13 protein-coding genes, 1 tRNA gene and 1 pseudogene are annotated in these 18,570 nt (G+C 58.8%); 3 read left to right on the forward strand and 12 right to left on the reverse strand.

Annotation, left to right across the window (positions count from 1 at the left end):
* Nucleotides 1-55: 55 nt before the first annotated feature.
* The 7 genes and pseudogenes from DNK50_RS22530 to DNK50_RS22560 all read right to left on the reverse strand — a co-directional run bounded on the left by DNK50_RS22530 (nucleotide 56) and on the right by DNK50_RS22560 (nucleotide 6,322).
* Entirely contained in the window at nucleotides 56-922 is an 867-nt protein-coding gene (locus DNK50_RS22530; RefSeq protein WP_256595353.1) for a hypothetical protein, read from the reverse strand.
* Nucleotides 923-940: 18 nt separating this feature from the next.
* The gene (locus DNK50_RS22535) at nucleotides 941-1,873 is read right to left on the reverse strand and encodes a hypothetical protein (protein WP_112196310.1); all 933 of its coding nucleotides are present in this window, start codon (nucleotides 1,871-1,873) and stop codon (nucleotides 941-943) included.
* Complete coding sequence (locus tag DNK50_RS22540; RefSeq protein ID WP_162633399.1) at nucleotides 1,809-3,917, reverse strand: hemagglutinin repeat-containing protein; 2,109 nt, start codon at nucleotides 3,915-3,917, stop codon at nucleotides 1,809-1,811. Before DNK50_RS22540 ends, DNK50_RS22535 begins: the two co-directional genes overlap by 65 nt.
* Nucleotides 3,918-3,933: 16 nt before the next feature.
* A pseudogene (locus DNK50_RS22545) lies at nucleotides 3,934-4,284 on the reverse strand (DnaB-like helicase N-terminal domain-containing protein); the annotation flags it as partial.
* Nucleotides 4,281-5,168, reverse strand: a complete 888-nt coding sequence (locus DNK50_RS22550; RefSeq protein WP_112196312.1) for a ParA family protein — start codon at nucleotides 5,166-5,168, stop codon at nucleotides 4,281-4,283. The gene DNK50_RS22550 and the pseudogene DNK50_RS22545, both read right to left, overlap by 4 nt.
* 121 nt (nucleotides 5,169-5,289) lie before the next feature.
* Nucleotides 5,290-5,365: transfer RNA gene (locus DNK50_RS22555), tRNA-Asn, on the reverse strand.
* Nucleotides 5,366-5,425: 60 nt separating this feature from the next.
* Nucleotides 5,426-6,322: a LysR family transcriptional regulator gene (locus DNK50_RS22560; RefSeq protein WP_099586317.1), complete on the reverse strand. Its 897-nt coding sequence runs from the start codon at nucleotides 6,320-6,322 to the stop codon at nucleotides 5,426-5,428.
* Between the two features lie 101 nt (nucleotides 6,323-6,423).
* Here DNK50_RS22560 and lldD point away from each other — a divergent pair, with 101 nt between their 5' ends.
* Complete coding sequence (lldD, locus tag DNK50_RS22565; protein WP_112196313.1) at nucleotides 6,424-7,566, forward strand: FMN-dependent L-lactate dehydrogenase LldD; 1,143 nt, start codon at nucleotides 6,424-6,426, stop codon at nucleotides 7,564-7,566.
* 281 nt (nucleotides 7,567-7,847) lie between these two features.
* Nucleotides 7,848-8,774 carry a GGDEF domain-containing protein gene (locus DNK50_RS22570; RefSeq protein WP_112196314.1) on the forward strand — a complete coding sequence of 309 codons (927 nt, stop codon included), beginning with the start codon at nucleotides 7,848-7,850 and terminating at the stop codon, nucleotides 8,772-8,774.
* Nucleotides 8,775-8,796: 22 nt separating this feature from the next.
* Here DNK50_RS22570 and DNK50_RS22575 read toward each other — a convergent pair whose 3' ends face one another.
* The 5 genes from DNK50_RS22575 to DNK50_RS22595 all read right to left on the reverse strand — a co-directional run bounded on the left by DNK50_RS22575 (nucleotide 8,797) and on the right by DNK50_RS22595 (nucleotide 15,552).
* Nucleotides 8,797-9,564, reverse strand: a complete 768-nt coding sequence (locus DNK50_RS22575; protein WP_194733786.1) for a TenA family transcriptional regulator — start codon at nucleotides 9,562-9,564, stop codon at nucleotides 8,797-8,799.
* Between the two features lie 78 nt (nucleotides 9,565-9,642).
* The gene (locus tag DNK50_RS22580) at nucleotides 9,643-12,105 is read right to left on the reverse strand and encodes an EAL domain-containing protein (RefSeq protein WP_099586321.1); all 2,463 of its coding nucleotides are present in this window, start codon (nucleotides 12,103-12,105) and stop codon (nucleotides 9,643-9,645) included.
* Between the two features lie 71 nt (nucleotides 12,106-12,176).
* Entirely contained in the window at nucleotides 12,177-13,979 is a 1,803-nt protein-coding gene (locus DNK50_RS22585; RefSeq protein WP_112196315.1) for an ABC transporter ATP-binding protein, read from the reverse strand.
* The gene (locus DNK50_RS22590; RefSeq protein ID WP_112196316.1) at nucleotides 13,972-14,607 is read right to left on the reverse strand and encodes a DsbA family protein; all 636 of its coding nucleotides are present in this window, start codon (nucleotides 14,605-14,607) and stop codon (nucleotides 13,972-13,974) included. Before DNK50_RS22590 ends, DNK50_RS22585 begins: the two co-directional genes overlap by 8 nt.
* Nucleotides 14,608-14,610: 3 nt before the next feature.
* A complete protein-coding gene (locus tag DNK50_RS22595; protein ID WP_099586324.1) occupies nucleotides 14,611-15,552 on the reverse strand; it encodes a rhodanese-related sulfurtransferase in 942 nt (313 codons plus the stop codon).
* A gap of 237 nt (nucleotides 15,553-15,789) precedes the next feature.
* Here DNK50_RS22595 and DNK50_RS22600 point away from each other — a divergent pair, with 237 nt between their 5' ends.
* Nucleotides 15,790-18,570, forward strand: a complete 2,781-nt coding sequence (locus DNK50_RS22600; protein ID WP_256595354.1) for a Tc toxin subunit A — start codon at nucleotides 15,790-15,792, stop codon at nucleotides 18,568-18,570.

The raw sequence follows: 18,570 nt of genomic DNA on the forward strand, positions 1-18,570 counted from the left end.
CTGGTCTGTCCCCTATCGTTTATCAGGGTCAGTTCCCGATCGTTCTATCTGTGCTTTAGCTGAAGAAATTTCTATAGGCAGTCTCAACCCTTACAGAAACGTCATCAGGCTTGAAAGCCAGATTCTCCAATGCAGCCACTTCAATAGATACCAGGGGATTCGCAACTGCAAGTGACTTCAACCCGCACTGTTGGCGAACCTTAAAAATTGCGAAAACCTCCAAAGGCAGCAAATCAAAAGGTGGGTTTTTGAACTCAGGGTCCCAATCCCCGCCCTTATCTTCGGAGTTAGCTAAGTGATATTGGCATACCTCGTCCAGTACACCGGCAAGCCTTCGCTCATCTGCCCAACTGTCTATCACTTTCTTGTAAATGCCGAGATCCATAGACTCAATCAGGGCAGGTGCACTCCCACCCGAATAGACAGAATAGAGCCACAGCATGAAAGGTTCGAATCGACGCTCTTTGAGATAGCCGGGATCAACAGCTCCATCAACAGTTAACATCCCGACAAGCACATCGGCGACCGACTCTGCTAGATCATGCCTATCCGCAGCAATGAAACCTGCAAGTAAGCAACCTGCATTGCTCAACTGATTAGTCAGATTCGGGGCGTTTCTAATGCCTTGAAGAAAGCTCGTATTAGAAAAGGTCTTAGCTCTGAGCATTAGCACCCAATAGCGGTAAATCATCGCGCGGGATACTTCCTCCCAACCAGAAATATCACCGGCACAAATAGAAACCTCTCCCTGTATACCGTGACAAACTGCAAGTATCCCCAATGAATCAGATACATTGCCCAACCCCTCCAAGGAGTCACAGGCAAGATCCTCTTCAAGGTACTCAAGCTCTTGAGCCACCATCCCATCCGACTGAGACAGCCAGTGCCGATGCTGCTCTAGGATTCCTTGTATTTTTTTCATTCTGGTACGCCCCATCAGTCAATTACGCGCCCAAGGTGAGACCCGCAATACTTCACCCTGTAGGTCAACGCCGATCAAATTACCACTCACATTTTCAGGGGCACGCCTGAACTCCCGAAGCATCTGCCTAGCCTGCTGCTGCTCTGCCACGCTGATGCTCTTGTAACGACCTTGTCGACTAGCTGCCTGACCCAGAACATCCTCGATGAACGTTGTCATGTTCTGCTGTCGTACAGAAAGATCTCCCACATTCCCCGTTCGCGAAGTTTTTACTTCAGTGAACGCGAGGCGGCCATCCGGTGTACGGCTGACAATGTCGATACCGTTACCACTGCGGTTCTGCACAGCGAAGATGTCAGTGTGGTTGTTGTCACGCAAGAAGACCTTGGAGATATCTTCACCTAGGTCACCAACCTGCTGATTGGTTAGCTTCGAATGATCTTTACCTCGGGTGGCTGAAAACAGATCAAGTGTCGTACCCGAAGTAACGGCTCCACCTGTCTGACCTAGCCCTTTTGTACCATCCGTCAGTAGCAACGGCGGCGTATTCACCTTCGAATATGAAGCAAGCTCACTGCGCCCGTCAGCGTACACAACCTTCATCGTGTCGTCACTGACCGTGACAATACTGCCCTTGGGAATCACCTTCCCACTTTGAAGCGTTATGCTCTCACTGAGTTCGACGGTCGTATTGGCCTGAATCGTAGCGCTTTTAACGTATTGGGACCCACCCACCGGCACGTGATTGGGCACATCGATCGGACGTGGCGCATCAGGGTTTGGCCCAACACGTTCAAACTTGACCAGCTTCCCCTCAACACCACCCGAAGCTTTGGTGGCGGCGGCAATCTCTTTGAAACCATTGATAGAGACGTCGACACCTGCTTTAGAAAGCGTTGACGCCCCCTGAGCCGCCCCCCCCTGAGCCGCCGGTAGCCACGACTTGTGCATACAAGGCCACCGCCTCACCGAGTTGCTTACCCAGCTTCTCGGCGTTGTCATCACCGCCAACAACCAGTGCATCGCGAAGCTGCGTGATTTGCGATTTGAAGCCAGCAGCTGCCGAGCCGAAAAGTTTCTCCCCCTCCACTGACAATATGAACTCGTTCATAGCGTCAATGCTTGCTATTGGATCGCGTAGCACTCCCACGGCGCTGTTTAGCGTGTCTACACCCGCGCCGGCCATACTGTCTTTGAAACTATTGAAGAGCGCGCTGGCTGAAGTCATATCTTGACTACCAGAAATGGATAACCACTTGCCCGTCACCTTCATTTTTTCAGCGAACGTTTCCGCCTCTGCGACCTCCTTGATCATTTGGACTATTTGTTGGGTCGCCAGCCAATTGTTGTCGACGTTCGCAACCGCGGCGTTGGTAGCCGTCGCCGCGCCGTTCGGGTTGCTCATTGCAGCAATGCCGGTCACCATCGACGCGATGATGTTGCGCTTGGCCTCTCGCTCCTCGCTCGTTTCATTAGGGCTGGTTTCGTTAAAAAGGCCTGCGAGCAAACTACTGGCCGAACCACCCAGCGCACCCGCCGAGCAACTCTGGCTGCTGGCAGCAGCACCGGCACAGCCGAGAATGGCATGCAAGCTGGCGTGCTCAGGGCTGCCTTCTTTCATCCCCTTGATGACCAGTTTGCCGATGTAGTCCGAGCCCTGCTGCTGGACGTAGTTAACGACCATATTCTGCGCAAACTGCGCACCACCACCGGTTACGTTACCGCTTGCACCCGCGACCAATGCGGTGGCGATTTGTCGGTAGGTGCCGCCTGCTCCCCAATCAGCAGCAACGGCATTGGCTTGTTTATTCAGGTCCAGGTATTTCTGTCGATGAACCGCTTGTACGTTAGGGTCGACTTCAGGGTCGCGGGATTTGGCGTATTCCTTTTCAGCGTCGCTACGCAGCGTATCCGCCTCGCGGGCGCGGGTCTCCAGATACGCAGCTACGTTCTGAACAAACTTGCCGGTAATTTCGAAACCGACCTGAATCTCCTTCGCGTCGAAAATTGGCTTTAGCTTGTTGCTGCCATCTCGATCACTGGACACATCAGTATTGATTGCAGCCACAGCTTGGTCGGCCGTCTGGCCGGTCAACGCCTGCTGCTTCGCGCTGTCAGTCACCGTCACTGCTGCGCCGCTGATACCGCTTAAGGTTTTACTGCTGGAGCTGTCACCGGCATACAGCGCAACAGGCGCGTTGACGCCAAATCCGCCTTTATCAGCCACTGGCGTACCGGTCTTGGTGGCATCAACGTTGCCGTTTGCATCCCTGCCAACCTTCCCGCCAGCACTATAGCCACCGCTCAGATTGATACTGGTAGCGTCGTAATCGGCTTTATTCTTGATGTCCGAAGTGGTTAACGTGCCCGTTGTGAGCGTGTTCTTACCATCAGCGACTGCCTTATCAGTGCTGGCGATAATTGCGCCCTTGAGGTCGGTATTACCCTTAACCTCAACCTGGAATCCACCGTCGTGCGCCTTGATGCCCGATTGATCACTGACACTGGCATAGTCGCTGTGCATTTTTTGCTGACCAATGCCACCACTGACACTGCTCATGCCCATGCAGAACGGCGGTATGCAAATGCTGACGCCAACGTTCGCACTCAGTTGTTCCGAGCGATAGGTGCTGGTGTCTTGCAGGCTCTCGATGTTGAGATCGCCGCCCACTTTGGCCTGAACCTGCTGACCGGTAACGACCGCACCCTTGAGGTTGGTATCCCCAGCGCTGTCAAGGCGCACCGTCTGTCCAGCCTTAACGGTCGTGTTGGTCTGAGTGACGTCATCACCATCGGACATACCTCGACCTTTATTGGCCGCCAGGTCCAATGTGAACCCGTTTTGCTGCCCACCAAAACTGAAACCAATTCCAGCACTCCAACCGCTGTTGTTATTGGTGCTCTCCTGATGTGCCGTATTTTGTGCAGCCAGCAAATTGATTTTGCCGTCAGCCTTAAGGTTGGCGTCGCCACCTGCGTCAATCCGACTGCCCACCACATTTAGATTGCTAACCGAGCATCACCAAACGACGAAGGTGGGAGCGCTCACGGACGATCGCGGCGTAGGTCGAAATGTTGGCAACGGAGGGCGTGTTCTTTGCCAGCTCTGCCAGATAACTCAAGCCTCCAACTTCATCAGGTTCCTCCAGGGACTCAAGGACAGTGACAACGTCAATAGGTGAACTGCGTGAAGCGAGCTGCTCAATTGCCTGGTAAATAAGGCGGTGATCACGTCTGAAGAAATCGTCCGCAGAGAGGACGTCCGCGATGAGGTCCCATGTGGAATTGTCGAGCATCAGGCCACCGATCACGCCTTGCTCGGCCTCAACCGAATGAGGTGGGGCTAGATCAAGAAGACTCATACCGCAGCTCTCCCCAAGGCCACCCTATTCGATAACAACGATATGTTCTGACTCAGACGCTCTTCGTTCAGCGCTTCAAATTTCGAGCGCCATTCGGGAAATAGCTCGATTGAGAGGTCTTTGATGACTTTGAAGGCGGTGGGTGAACGGCGGTGAGTCGGGAGGCGATACTCCAGGCGGTGCGCAGGAATGCCTTCTGTGGCAGCCCGACGAAAACTCACTGCCGCCGGGATCGTGGTCTGGATCATCTGAACCTTCGGATGATCAGCAAAGGTTTCGGTCAGCGTGTGATAAATCAGGTTTGCATCATTGGTTGCATCAAGCTTGTTGATCACGACATTCAGCATTGGCGTCACTGCGCCCAGTGCTGCCAACGGCTCAAGGTCTCGATAAAGCTGAAGCATTCCACGCTGAAACTCTCGTGCAGTCAGCATATCGGGCGTGATGGGCGAAATAGCCATTTGTGCCCCAAGCAATGCCATCTCCAGCACGATGGAGCGAGCGCCTTGGGTATCGATCAGAATCAGATCAAAGTCCTGCTCGAAAGTCGGCAACAGATTTTTGAGACGAAGGCGCCCGTCAGCAGCATGCAGTAACAAATTTCCCAGCTGATTGAACGGATCATTGGAGTGGATCAGCGAGAGATTAGGAATGCAGGTCTGCGAAATGACCTGGTCGGCCCGAGTTTCGTTATTCGCGATCAGTTGATAGGTGCCACCAGGCGCCTCATGCGATAGCGCATAAAACGACGACAGCGACGGCTGGTTATCCAGATCGATGAGCAGGGTACGGATCCCTGCATCGGCGCAGAACGCGCCCAGATTGACGCCAACCGTGGTCTTACCCGGCCCGCCTTTGGTTGAAACGACTGCAGCGACTTTCATGATACTTACCCCCGAATCGTAGGATTAGAGACGCGTTCATGCAGGTCACGCAGTGCGCTTTGATCACCCCGGAGAAATCCAAGGCAAAAAAAAGCCTGCATCGCTGCAGGCTTTTCCTATCTGGCTCCACGACCTGGACTCGAACCAGGGACCCAATGATTAACAGTCATTTGCTCTACCAACTGAGCTATCGCGGAATGCGCCGTATGTTACTGATTGAAAAGGAGAAGTCAAGCTTTCCCTGACAATCCTGGCGATTAATCCGGATGGCCGGTTGAACGCTGCGACTCCTTGGCCAACTCCAACCAGGCCCGGGCAGCGGGTGGGAGGTGGGCGCTGGCACGCCAGGCCAGGGCGATGTGCCAGTCGGTATGGGGTTCGTCCAGGGGGATCAGGGCGATGCCGGGGTGTTGGTGCTTGTGCGCCAGCATGCGCGGCAGGAAGGCCGCGCCGAGGCCGGCGGATACCAGGTCGACAATGAAGTCGATCTGGCCGCTGCGCGCCGCCACGCGAGGTTGCACGCCTTTACGCTCACAAGCGGCAAGGATCTTGGCGTTAAGGGCGAAGCCGGCTTCGAACAGGATAAATGGCGAATCTGCCAGGTCGCTGAAATCGATCCGTTTGCGCTGGGCCAACGGGTGGCTGATCGGCAGGACAGCCATCAGCGGTTCGTTACGTACGGGTTGGTAGTCGAACCCTTCGTCGATGGGCAACAGGAGGGCCGCCAGGTCGACCTCGCCTGCCTCCAGGCACTCGCGCAGCCGTTTGCTGCCGTATTCGGTGAGTTCGATGTCGATGTCCGGGTAACGGCGGCGATAGGTGGCGAACATTGTCGCAAACAGCACGCCGCAACCCACCGGCGGCAGGCCGATGCGCAATACGCCGCGCTTGAGGCCACGCAGGTCGTTGATCTCGGCCACCAGGTCGCTGTGTTCGGCGAGCAGGATCAGGGCGCGGCTGTAGGCGATTTCGCCAGCGGCGGTGAGTTCATTGCGGTGACCGAGGCGGTTGAGCAGTGGCATGCCCAATTCATCTTCCAGGGTTTTGATCGCCTTGCTCACGCTCGACTGGGTCAACGCCACCACATCGGCGGCTTGGGAGAAACCGCCTTGGCGCACCACTTCGACAAAGGCACGCAGTGTTCTCAGGTTCATCAGTATTCCCTTTTCGACTGACCACTAGCGATAAAAGTTGCTTTTATCATGACAGAAGTTTGCCTATCTTGGAGGCACCTTGCCTTGCCGAGATTACGTGCATGATCATTTCGTCCGCCTCTGACTACCGCGCAGCCGCCAAACGCAAGCTGCCGCGCTTCCTGTTCGACTACATCGACGGCGGCGCCTACGCCGAGCACACGATGCGGGCGAACAGTTCGGACCTGGCCGAGATCAGCCTGCGCCAGCGCATCCTGCGCAATGTCGACAACTTGAGCCTCAAGACCACGCTGTTCGGCCAGACGCTGGACCTGCCGGTGATCCTCAGCCCCGTAGGCCTGACCGGCATGTATGCGCGGCGCGGCGAAGTGCAGGCGGCGAAGGCGGCGGCCAACAAGGGCATCCCGTTCTGCCTGTCGACGGTGTCGGTGTGCCCGATCGAAGAGGTGGCCTCCCAGAGCCCGCAGTCGATCTGGTTCCAGCTGTATGTGCTCAAGGACCGCGGCTTTATGCGCAATGCGCTGGAGCGCGCCCAGGCGGCCGGGGTGACCACGTTGGTATTCACAGTGGACATGCCGACGCCGGGCGCACGTTACCGCGACGCCCACTCGGGCATGTCCGGGCCGTTCGCGGCGCAGCGGCGCATGCTGCAGGCGGTCACCAAGCCGCAATGGGCCTTCGATGTGGGCTTGATGGGCCGGCCCCACGACCTGGGCAATATCTCCAAGTACCTCGGCAAACCCACTCACCTGGAAGACTACATTGGCTGGCTGGCCAACAATTTCGACCCCTCCATCAGTTGGAAAGATCTGGAGTGGATCCGCGAGTTCTGGAAGGGCCCGATGATTATCAAAGGCATTCTCGACCCCCAGGACGCCAGGGACGCCGTGAGTTTCGGCGCCGATGCCATCGTGGTCTCCAACCATGGTGGCCGCCAGCTGGACGGCGTGCTGTCCACTGCCAAAGCGTTGCCACCGATTGCCGAAGCCGTGGGCGATGACTTGACGGTGCTCGTGGACTCCGGCATCCGCTCCGGGCTCGACGTGGTGCGCATGTTGGCCCTGGGCGCCAAGGCCTGCCTGCTGGGCCGCGCCACCGCTTACGCATTGGCCGCCGACGGCCAGCAGGGGGTGGAGAACCTGCTGGACATCTTTGCCAAGGAAATGCGCGTGGCGATGACGCTGACCGGCGTCACGTCGATTGACCAGATTGACCACTCCACGTTGGTCCAATCAGCCAAATAACTGACGTCATGCGCCAACAGCCGTTTTCTGCTTAGAAAACGGCCTTTGATTTATAAGGTTTTTTATTAAAGTAAACGAAGTGGCATGAATCTAGCTCTAACCACCTTCAAGCAGGTCAAGCGATGACAAGACGTGCGGCGGTACCCAGGGGTTATAACCCTCTGTAAAGCGGTCTAGACTGTTACTCATGTTTTACGGAACTGAAGGAACAGTTAGACGCTTGGCACTCGCCACTCTCATCGAGCCTGTAAGACAGCTAAGTGCTTAGAGGCCGATCGCTTATGAAAACACCTACCCAGACCAACGCAATTGACTTTGACAGCGCTAAATTGCAACGCCTGGGCTTTGGTCAGCCATCGATCCTGCCCCACCGCCCGACGACCGTCGCGCAACTTCGCCAGCAACTGGGCATGCAGTTGCAGACCAGCCTGGAGCCGGAGCGCATCCTGGCGGTGTTCTTCCGTGAGATCCAGCGCCTGGTGCCCCTCGACGCCCTGCACTACCGGCACCAAGCCAGTGACCTGCGCCTGGAATTCGGTCAGCGCGGCCACCACTCGGTGAGCTACAGCCTGAGCCATGAAGGCGAGCACTTGGGTGAGCTGATTTTCCGTCGCAACCAGCGCCTGGCCGAAGACGAACTCGGCCAACTCGAATCCCTGCTGGCCACCCTGCTCTATCCGATGCGCAACGCCCTGCTCTACCGCGCCGCGACCCGCAGCGCCCTGCGTGACCCATTGACCGATACGGGCAACCGTATTGCCATGGACCAGACCCTGCAGCGGGAAATCGACATGGCGCGCCGGCACCTGAACCCATTGTCCTTGCTGATGCTCGACATTGACCACTTCAAGGTAATCAACGACACCCACGGCCACGCCGCCGGCGATAGCGTCCTGCGCAGTGTCGCGTCGGCCATCAAGGGCCAGTTGCGGAACGTGGACATGGTGTTTCGGTTTGGCGGGGAAGAGTTTCTGATCCTGCTGTCCAACACGGGCCGGGACGCGTCAGCGATGGTCGGCGAACGGCTGCGCCAGGCGGCACAGGCCCAGGATTACTGGGTCGATGGCACACGGATTGAGTTGACGGTGAGCCTCGGCTGTTCGACTTTGCTGGCCGCCGAGTCGGCCGAGAGCCTGTTGCGCCGGGCGGACAATGCCTTGTACGTAGCCAAGCGCGAAGGCCGTAATCGCCTGGCGATGGCGGGGTAAAACCCCCGCCATCGCCGTTACCTCATGCCTCGCTGGCGACGCGCAGCGGGCGTTCACGCACGACGCTGGCCGGCTTGTCCATTTCCAGGCGCATGCAGCTTTCCAGGAACAGGTACATATAGTCGTAGCTCTTGCACACGGCCTGGCGAAGCTCTGTCTGCAGAGCCTTGGTCGGGTTCATCCCGGCCAGGGTGCAGATGATTTCCAGGGCTTCCCAAGGATGGGCATCGTCGTACTGGGCGTGCATCTTCAGCCATTTCATCGCACGCTTGCGGTCTTCCTCGGGGAAAGCCGCCGCATACACACCCGTGGAACACACCACGGCCGACCATTCCCCTGTCGCACCCTCGATGGCGTAGTTGGTCGCGGCTACGGCTACGATCAACGCATCGGAGGAGCTGGTGTGCCAGCACCAGTGACTCAGGGCATGCAGCTCCGGCGGCACGTTCTGGGCCTGCAACTCCTCAAGGCTGACGCCATGGGCGCGGGCCCAGTGCACCCAATAGTCGGCGTGGTTCAGCTCCACACGGATATTGCGCATCAGCCAGCGTCGCGCCATGTCCTCGCCGGGATGGCGGGCAAATTTGGTCTTGGTGAGGTTCTGTGCCATGTACAAGGCAAACTGTTCCACCACGGGCCAGCCACCGATCAGGTAGTGACGCATGGTCTTGGCGCTGAGCGTGTTGTCACGCATGCGTTGGTACAGTTCGTGCTCGACAACTCGGCGCTTGCTCTCGCTACAGTCCTGGATCAATTGCTGAGCCCAGACGGGGTAGCTTGAGGCTTCCATAAGCGGGCCGGTTCTGTTGAAGGTGTCGATCACTGTTAAGGCTCCTTTTTAAGTGTGATTTACAGACCAGCAAATGTTTCAGCGGAATGTGCCGGGCGCCCTGAACAACAGAGGCTGCGGCCGCACAGGTCGACACTGCAAGCTATCAAAGGTAAACAATTGCGGTCGTTCAATCAGGTAGCCCTGAGCGTAATCCACACCAATATCGAGCAATGCCTGTTCGATTTGCGGTGTTTCAACAAATTCGGCAATTGTGCGCTTACCCATGACGTGGCCGATGTGATTGATCACTTCGACCATTGCGCGGTTAATCGGGTCGTCCAGCATATCCTTTACGAAACTTCCATCGATCTTCAGGAAGTCTACAGGTAAATGTTTCAGATACGCGAACGAGGACATTCCGGCGCAGAAGTCGTCCAGGGAAAAGTGGCAACCTAAGGCTTTGAGTTCATTAATAAAGCGAATAGCACTGCCTAAATTGGCGATAGCACTGGTTTCAGTTATTTCAAAACAAATCATTTCTGGCGGAATGCTGTAAGTGTCGAATTTCTCATGCAAAAACCCGAGAAAGTCATCATCGCCGATGGTTATTCCTGACAGATTGATCGCACACATGGCCATAGGTCGGCCCGGACGCTCGTGCATGCAACGGGCGATGATCCTGAACACGTTCTCCACCACCCAACGATCCAGCGACGTCATCAACCCGTAACGCTCGGCGGCCGGGATAAAGCTGTCGGGCAGGATGATCCGACCCGCCTCGTCATGCAGGCGCAGCAGGATTTCAATATGCCCGTTGCCCGCGTCGGTATTTCCCAGAGGCGAGATTTCCTGGGCGTACAGGCAGAACCGGTTCTCTTCCAGCGCCATGTGCAATCGTTGCACCCAGGCCATTTCGCCAAAACGCAGGGACAACTCCGAATCATCGGCGTGGTACACCTGCACCCGGTTGCGGCCTTTTTCCTTGGCCATATAGCAGGCCATGTCGGCGGCGCGCAGCGAGGTCTCCAGGGTGGTCGGGGTCTGGGAGATATGCACCAGCCCGATGCTCACGGTGGTCATGAACGGCCGGCCCTTCCATACAAAATGCAGGCTCTGCACCGTATGCCGCAGGCTCTCGGCGATTTTTTCCGCCGCCGCCGCCGGGCAGTGTTCCAACAGGATGCCGAATTCGTCGCCGCCCAGGCGCGCCAAGGTGTCGCCTTCGCGCAAGGCAGATTGCAGCAGCGCGCAGATATGGCGCAGCAACTCGTCACCTGCCGCATGGCCGCAGGTGTCGTTGACCAGTTTGAACTGGTCGAGGTCGAGGAACATCAATGCATGCCGACCGCCTTCAGGCTGCCCGGCCATGTGCAGGACCTGTTCCAGGCGATATTCGAATTCGCGGCGGTTGGCCAGGCCGGTCAAGGCGTCATGCGTGGCTTGCCACGACAGGTTGGCAATATATTGGCGCTCCTGGGTCATGTCATGCAGCACCAGCACTGCGCCGCTGATCTTGCCGGCGCTGCGGATCGGCGCCCCCACCAAGGTGACCGAAACCGTGCTGCCGTCCAGGCGCTGGATGGTTTTTGAATGCTCGCTGCCGCCCCGGAAGTGGCCGTTGACGATGTGTTCGATCAGGGTAAAGCCGTCGGGTTGGGCGTTGTCATCCAGCAGGTTGAACAGCGCCGCCAGGGGCAGGCCCTGGGCCTGGGTTGAATTCCAGTGGGTCATGGCCTCGGCTGCCGGGTTCATATAGGTAATGGCACCGTCGACATCGGTGGTGATCACCCCGTCACCAATCGACTCCAGGGTGATTTGCGCGCGCTCCTTCTCGGCCTGCAGGGCATCGGCGAAGGCATGGCGCTGGGTCAGCAGCTTATGGGTACGTAACAGCGCCAGGACGATCAGGCCCAGCGCCGTCGCCAGGTTGGTGATCAGCAGCAACCGCAGGATCATCCGCGAGCCTTCGCCCAGGGCATCGCTGAAGGCTTTGGCGGCCGGCGTCACGCCTTCGTTGATGGCGGTGATATGGGCCTTCCACTGCCGCACATCGTTAGGGTTGACCTGGTCGACGCTGATCGCGCTGTGCATCTCACGGGCCAGTTCGTCCAGCTGAACCAGATAGCGATCACCCACCGTCCACAGTTCGATGGCTTTTTCCAGGTAGCTGAAATGACGAAAGTTGAGGTACAGCCAGATCAGGCTGGTGGCATCATCCGGGTGGTTGCCGCCCTTGAGGATGCCCAGACGCGCGGCATCCAGGTCGGGAGTGGGACGGTCCAGGGCGATACGCAACTCATGGCCGCCCTGGGGCACGGCGATGGCTTGCTGGTATTTGAGATAGGTGGCCTGGTTGCGGTCATCGGCGTACAGCGTCAGGTAATAGATAGCGTCCTTCTGGCCCTTGGACCATAAGCTCTCGCCGCCCACATAGCCTCGTACCGCTGAAAGCATGTAGAGACTTCCGCAGCCCAACAATGCCTGGAACAGCACCACGGCGATAAAGGGCCAGACAATGCCCAACAGCCGAGGCGTTCCGAGAGTCCGCTTTTGCTTCATGAAGTCCCTTGCATATGCACTGCTGGATACGCACGCAAACACCCACTTCCGATAGCACAGCCTAGGCTAAATCAACGTACTTGTTGCAAATGCCCATAGAGTTTCGCGTACAAACCGCCATCGGCAATCAATTGCTGATGGTCGCCATCCTCAGCGATATGACCACCGTCAAACACTAAGACCCGATCGGCTTGTTTTACCGCCGACAGACGGTGCGCAATGATCAGTGTAGTACGCCCGCTGAGGAACCGCGCCAATGCCTGGTGCAGGTTGTACTCGGTGGCGGCGTCCAGGGCGGAGGTCGCTTCGTCGAGTATGACCACCTTGGGTTCGGCCAACACCATCCGCGCGATCGCCAGGCGCTGACGCTGACCACCGGAAAAACGCACGCCGGAGCGCCCCACCACACTGTCCAGGCCGTGGGGCAGCGCTTTAACCGTAGCTTCCAACTGGGCAATTTCAAGGGCCTGCCAGCAAGCCTGGTCACTGCGCTCGCGGCCCATGGTCAGGTTGGCGCGCACGGTATCGTTGAACAGCGCCGGGTGTTGCAGCACCACCGCGACGTGCTCGCGGATCATCTCCAGGCCGATCTCCTGCTGGGTTGCACCGCCAAATCGGATGCTGCCCGCCTGCGGCGTGTACAGCCCGAGCAGCAGTTGCACCAGGGTGCTTTTACCGCCGCCGCTGGCGCCGACAATCGCGACTTTCTCGCCAGGCGCAATCTGCAGGTTCAGTTGATTGAGCACCAGGTCGTCGCCATAACCGAAGTCCAGGCCGCGCACTTCGATACTGACGGTTTCACGCCCGCTGAACGGGTCTTCGCCGCCCGCGTATTGCGGCTCATCGGCACGTGCCAGCAACTCATTGATACGGGTCAGTGCGCCGCCCGCCGCGTAGTAGGCGTATTGCAGGTTCAGCAACTGCTCCACCGGGCCGATCATGAACCACAAGTAGCTGAACACCGCGAGCATCTGGCCGATGGACAGGTCGGAAAACAGTACGGTGAGCATCGCCGCCGCGCGGAAGATGTCGATGCCGAACTGGAACAGCAACCCGCTGGCGCGGCTCGACGCGTCGGTTTTCCATTGGGAATGGATCGCGTAGTCACGCACTTCCTGGGCGCGCTGGCCCAGGCGCCCAAGGAAAAAGCCCTGGCGGTTGCCGGCCCGGACTTCCTGGATGGCATCCAGGGTTTCGGTCAGGGCCTGGGTGAAACGCGAGGTGCTGTCGTTTTCCAGCTTCTTGAGGTGTTTGACGCGCTTGCCCAACTGCACGGTGGCGTAGATCACCAGCGGGTTGAACAGCAATATCAGCAACGCCAGTTGCCAATGCATCCACACCAGGATCGCCGAGGTGCCGACCAGCGTCAGCATCGCCACCAGAAAGCGGCTGAGGGTTTCGCCGACGAATTTATCCAGGGTATCCAGGTCGGTGACCAGATGAGTCGTGACCGTGCCGCTGCCCAGGCTTTCGTATTCGCCCAGGGAGATGCGCTTGAGCCGCTCGATCAGGCGCACGCGGATGCGGTACACGATGTCCTTGGCCAACCGCGCAAACAGCCGCGCCTGCACCACGTTGAACACCAGTGCGCCACAACGCAGGGCCAGGGTGACCAGCAGCATCAGGCCGATATAACCGGCAGCTTTCTGCCAACCCAGTGGCAGCGCGTGATTCATCACCTTGAGCGCGGCATCGCCGTGGCCCAGCAGCACTTCGTCCACCAACAATGGCAACAGCAAGGGGATGGGCACACTGCACAGGGTCGCCAGCACGGCGACGCCATTGGCGATCCACAGGGATTTCTTGTGACGCAGGGCCAGGCGGCGAATTTCCGCCCAGGTCAGGCGGTCGGTGCGTGGGGCTTGCTCATGCACAGGTTGCTCGCTCCAGCCATCGGGCGAGCAACGGCGACAGCTCGGACAGCGGCTGGTAGCCGTTGGTCAGCAGCGCCAGTTGACCATTGCGCTCGGCCAACAGCGTCGGGAAACCGGCGATCCCCAGGTCCTGCACCCAGGTGAAATCAGCGGCCGTGGCGGCGTGCTGCTCGGCGCGGTCAAACTCGCCGGCAAACTCGATACGCGGGATGCCCGCCTGCTCGGCCAGTTCCACCAGCACGCTGGCGAGGGTCACGTCGCGGCCCTCGACATAAAACGCACGCTGGATCAGGCCCAACAGTGTCCACGCACAATCCGGCGCCAGGCTGCGGGCAGTGACGATGGCGCGGCAGGCAGGTTCGGTGTCATACACAAAACCGTCGGGCAGTGCGCCTTCGCGCTTGAACGGCTGGCCGGTGGCGTCGGTGACGGCCTGCCAGTGTTCGAGGATGTAGCGCCGCGTGGTCGGCTCCAGCGCCGCGCCGCTGCCGGTGCGCAGGCCGCCCACCACCAGGTGCACGTCCACACCGGCCGCGTGGGCCTGCTCAACCAGCGCCTGCGCCACCGGGGCAAAGCCCCAGCACCAGGAGCACATCGGGTCCATTACATAGAGCAGGCGCGCGGACATGGGTCAGGCCTCGGATGGAGTTTGCTTGTAGTTGAAGCCAATCGGGTGCGGCATATTGCGGGCCTTGGCCAGTTCAATCTGCTTTTGCCGGTCGATTGCGCTGCGACGGGTTTTCTCCGGCAGTTTATCCCAGCAATGCGGGCAACTGATGCCAGCCACGTAGTGCTCGCTGGCGCGGTCTTCAACACTTACCGGTGTACGGCAGGCATGACACTGATCGTAGTCGCCTTCGCTCAAGTCGTGGCGTACGGTCACGCGATTATCGAAAACAAAGCAGTCGCCCTGCCATTTGGTTTCTTCCTGGGGCACCTCTTCAAGGTACTTCAGGATGCCGCCCTTGAGGTGATACACCTCACCGTAGCCTTCGCTGAGCATGTAGCTCGACGCCTTCTCGCAACGAATACCGCCGGTGCAGAACATGGCGACCTTCTTGTGCCTGGCCGGGTCGAAGTTGGCTTTGATGTAGTCGGGAAATTCGCGAAAACTGGTGGTTTTCGGGTCGATTGCGCCTTCAAAGGTGCCGATGGACACTTCGTAGTCATTACGGGTGTCGATCAACAGTACTTCGGGATCGCTGATCAGGGCGTTCCAATCCTTCGGGTCGACGTAGGTGCCGACCTTTTTGTTCGGGTCGACGCCTTCGACGCCCAGGGTCACGATCTCTTTCTTGAGTTTGACCTTGGTGCGGTAGAACGGCTGGTCGTCGCAATACGACTCTTTGTGGTCGATGTCGATCATGCGCGGGTCGTTCTTGAGCCAGGCCATCAGGCCATCAATGCCTTCGCGGCTACCGGAAACGGTGCCGTTGATGCCTTCTTCGGCGATCAGCAAGGTGCCTTTGATGCCGTTGTCGACCATCGCCTGCAACAAGGGCTCGCGCAGGGCGACGTAATCTTCGAGGGTGACGAACTTATACAGTGCCGCCACGACAATCGGTTGAGTCATGGGTGTTCTCTCCAGGTGGCTACCCTCGCAAAGGGTGAACCGGATGCAAAAAAAATGCGCCGACTGGCGGCGCGTAACGCATTCTAACAAATCCCTGGTCTCGATGGCATCGGCACGCTTGTTGATATTTCCTCACTGTCGTCGCGGCGTCGGCTGACCCCGGCCCTCGCAACCTGCGTGATAGCGTCCCTCGTCACTCACCGGACCCGCCGGTGGGACCGATGGAGACGCATGTACATGGAAGATGAACGCAGCCCGCTGCTCGCCCGGCTGATCGATGAATCGCTGCCGCCGGCGCCGGCGCCCGGCCGCCGCGACATGAAAGACACCTTGCAACTGCTGAGCATCAATTCGGTATTCGACATCGTCCGACTGCCCGAAACCGAGTTTTCCAGACAAGTGGCCCAGCACACCGATGACGATGCCACAAGCCTGCACCTCAAGGCCCGCAGCGCTGCCGCGCAACTGGAAACGCTGTTTCGCGAGCAACAGGTATCGCCACCCTCCCCCGCAAAGGCCACCAGCGGCGTGACCTACAACGCCCTGTTCAAGGAGGACTGGCAACACTTTTGCGCCAGCACCTCCATTGCCGCGATGGACTCACCCGTGGCGTATCTGCGGGCGCTGTATCTGTTCGCCCTGCAACTGGAAAAAAACGCCCACGGCACGGCAGTGACCACACTGGAGCAACGTCGACCCGACCTCAAGGACCTGCAGATCAACCCCCACAGCGTGTCCGGCCAACGCCCCATGCTGTCGATCATCAACCAGACGCTGCTCGACAATCTCACCGGGGGCGATCAGAAAAAAGCCTGCCAGCTCTTGAGCACCACGTGGTATCCGTTTTCCTTGCCCTATCACGCCCATCACCATCAGTGCGTGCTGGGGCTGTCTGAAAGCGGGCTGTCGCTGGGTGAACTGAACTACCGAATCAGCCGCAAGCTGCCCATCACCACCCGCGCCGTGCACGCCTACGGGCACGTCATCGCCGACCATGATGACGCCCTGCCTCTATTATCCGGGCTGAGCCCACAGCAGCAGGCCCTGCTCAAGCAGCCGCTGGCAAGTACGTCCGGGGCCCTCGGTTTTTATCACGACTACTACAACTGGGAGCCAGACGCAGACCTCAAGGGCCCGGAACAGGTCGCTGACTTCCTGCGCCTCACCGGCCTCAATGCCGACACGCTTCAGGTATTGCTCGCGCAGACCACCCACAAGCCGCGTCGCTCTCCTAACTGCTTACTGGTCGCCGATATGGCGTATGGGGCCTGTTACATCAATGGTCCGACCGGCCCAGCGATCAACCAGGCCAGCAGCCGTCCGGCCCGGCTTGTGAATGTCACGGTCGAAGGCTTCGATCGCCTGCAACGCATGATTCGCCTACAGCGCTGGCTGGATATTCCGTTCGCCCAACTCGACACGCTACTGGTCAGCGCCATGCGCTGCGAAGGTGACGCCAACCCCTCGCTGTTGATCACCCACAACACCCTGCGGGCGCTGGGGGTTTATCGTTATTTGCACACGAACTACGGGCTGCAAGCCGAAGAATTCGCCGCGATACTGCACCAATTGCCGGTCGACGCCTCGGGCGAGCGCCTGTCGTTGTTCGATCAGGTATTCAACCCGGCCGACTCGGCGCTGCCGCCTCTACAACTGGATTCACAGCCCTTCGACGCCACGACCCGGCAACAGCTATGCGCCGGCCTGGGCCTGCAGGACTCGCCGAACTCGCTGCAACTGGTGCTCAGCGCCGACCGGCACCCCAGGCGCACCGTTGTCACGGTCAGCATCCTCTATCGGCATGCGCGCATCGCAAGGTTGTTCGGTTTGTCGCTCATGGACTGCAAACACCTGCTGCACCTGCTCAAACCCGGGGGCTACCAGCAGCAACTGTCCAAACCGACACTGCGCACAACCTTGAAAGGGTCGCCGGACGTACTCGATGTACTGATGCATCTGGACTGGGTCAGTCGCTGGATCAAAAACAACGGCGGCACCCTCGCACGGGTGCGTCACCAACTACTGCTGGAACCGGTGAGCCCGGACCCGGGCGTCGGCATGCTGCTCAACGTGTTCAACAGCCATCCACAACCATCGCTCTCAACGAAGCTCAAAGAGCACACCTTCGTAGCGCAACCTGCGCAAGAACAACCGCGCTTGCCGGCGGTTGATTGGGAAGCCACCGCCCATCGCGCCTTGAAGCTGATGCGCCAGGGCAAATCCCAGAGTGCCGCACTCGATGACGCCCTGGCCACGCTCAAACTGAGCAATAACAGCAGCCACGCGTCCATGCTGATCAGGCAGGCCAAGGACACACTGCTGTCGACCCTGGACTCACTCAAGCACGACTTACGGCCTTTGTACGCTCACCTCAAACAAACCCTGCAGAGCCTGCCCCACGCGCAGGGCAATCAAATCCGCTATTTGAAATACGACGAAGACGATCATTTACTGCGCCTGCTCGCCCCCGCCGGAGCCGCCGGTTCGCCGCTGCGAACCCTCGGCCACTTGATGTTGCTGCTGCCTCACGCCGTGGATCTACTGCAATTGCCCGTCAGCCGGCAGGCGCTGGACCACTTGCTGGCCAATCCCCATTGGCTCAATGACATCTATCAACGCCCTTCACTGCTCGAACTGACCCTGCACAACCTGTTTTTGATGGAACAGTTCAAACACTGCATCGACCACTACGGCGTGTCGGAAGAACAACTGCTGGACTACTTCAAACAGGCCAACGCCGTTTCCGACGCACCGGAGTCAAGCAGCGCCGAAGCCAACAGCCAACTCGCCCGGTTGCTGGGCTGGAGCGCCAGTGAAATCGAGGTCTTGAGCCGCGCCTTGCAGCCCCCCCATGTCACCTCCGTCGAACGTCTGGAATGGATCCTGCGTTGTCGCCAGGCCAGCGCCGACACCGGCCTGCCCGTTGAACAGTTGCTGGAGGTCTGCGGCCTGCACGGCGGCTCGACGTTCGATGAATGGCAGGCCGTGGGTGAAGCGCTCACCAGTACCCATCAATAA

The organism is Pseudomonas sp. LG1E9, assembly GCF_003290225.1.
Classification (GTDB): domain Bacteria; phylum Pseudomonadota; class Gammaproteobacteria; order Pseudomonadales; family Pseudomonadaceae; genus Aquipseudomonas; species Aquipseudomonas cyclaminis.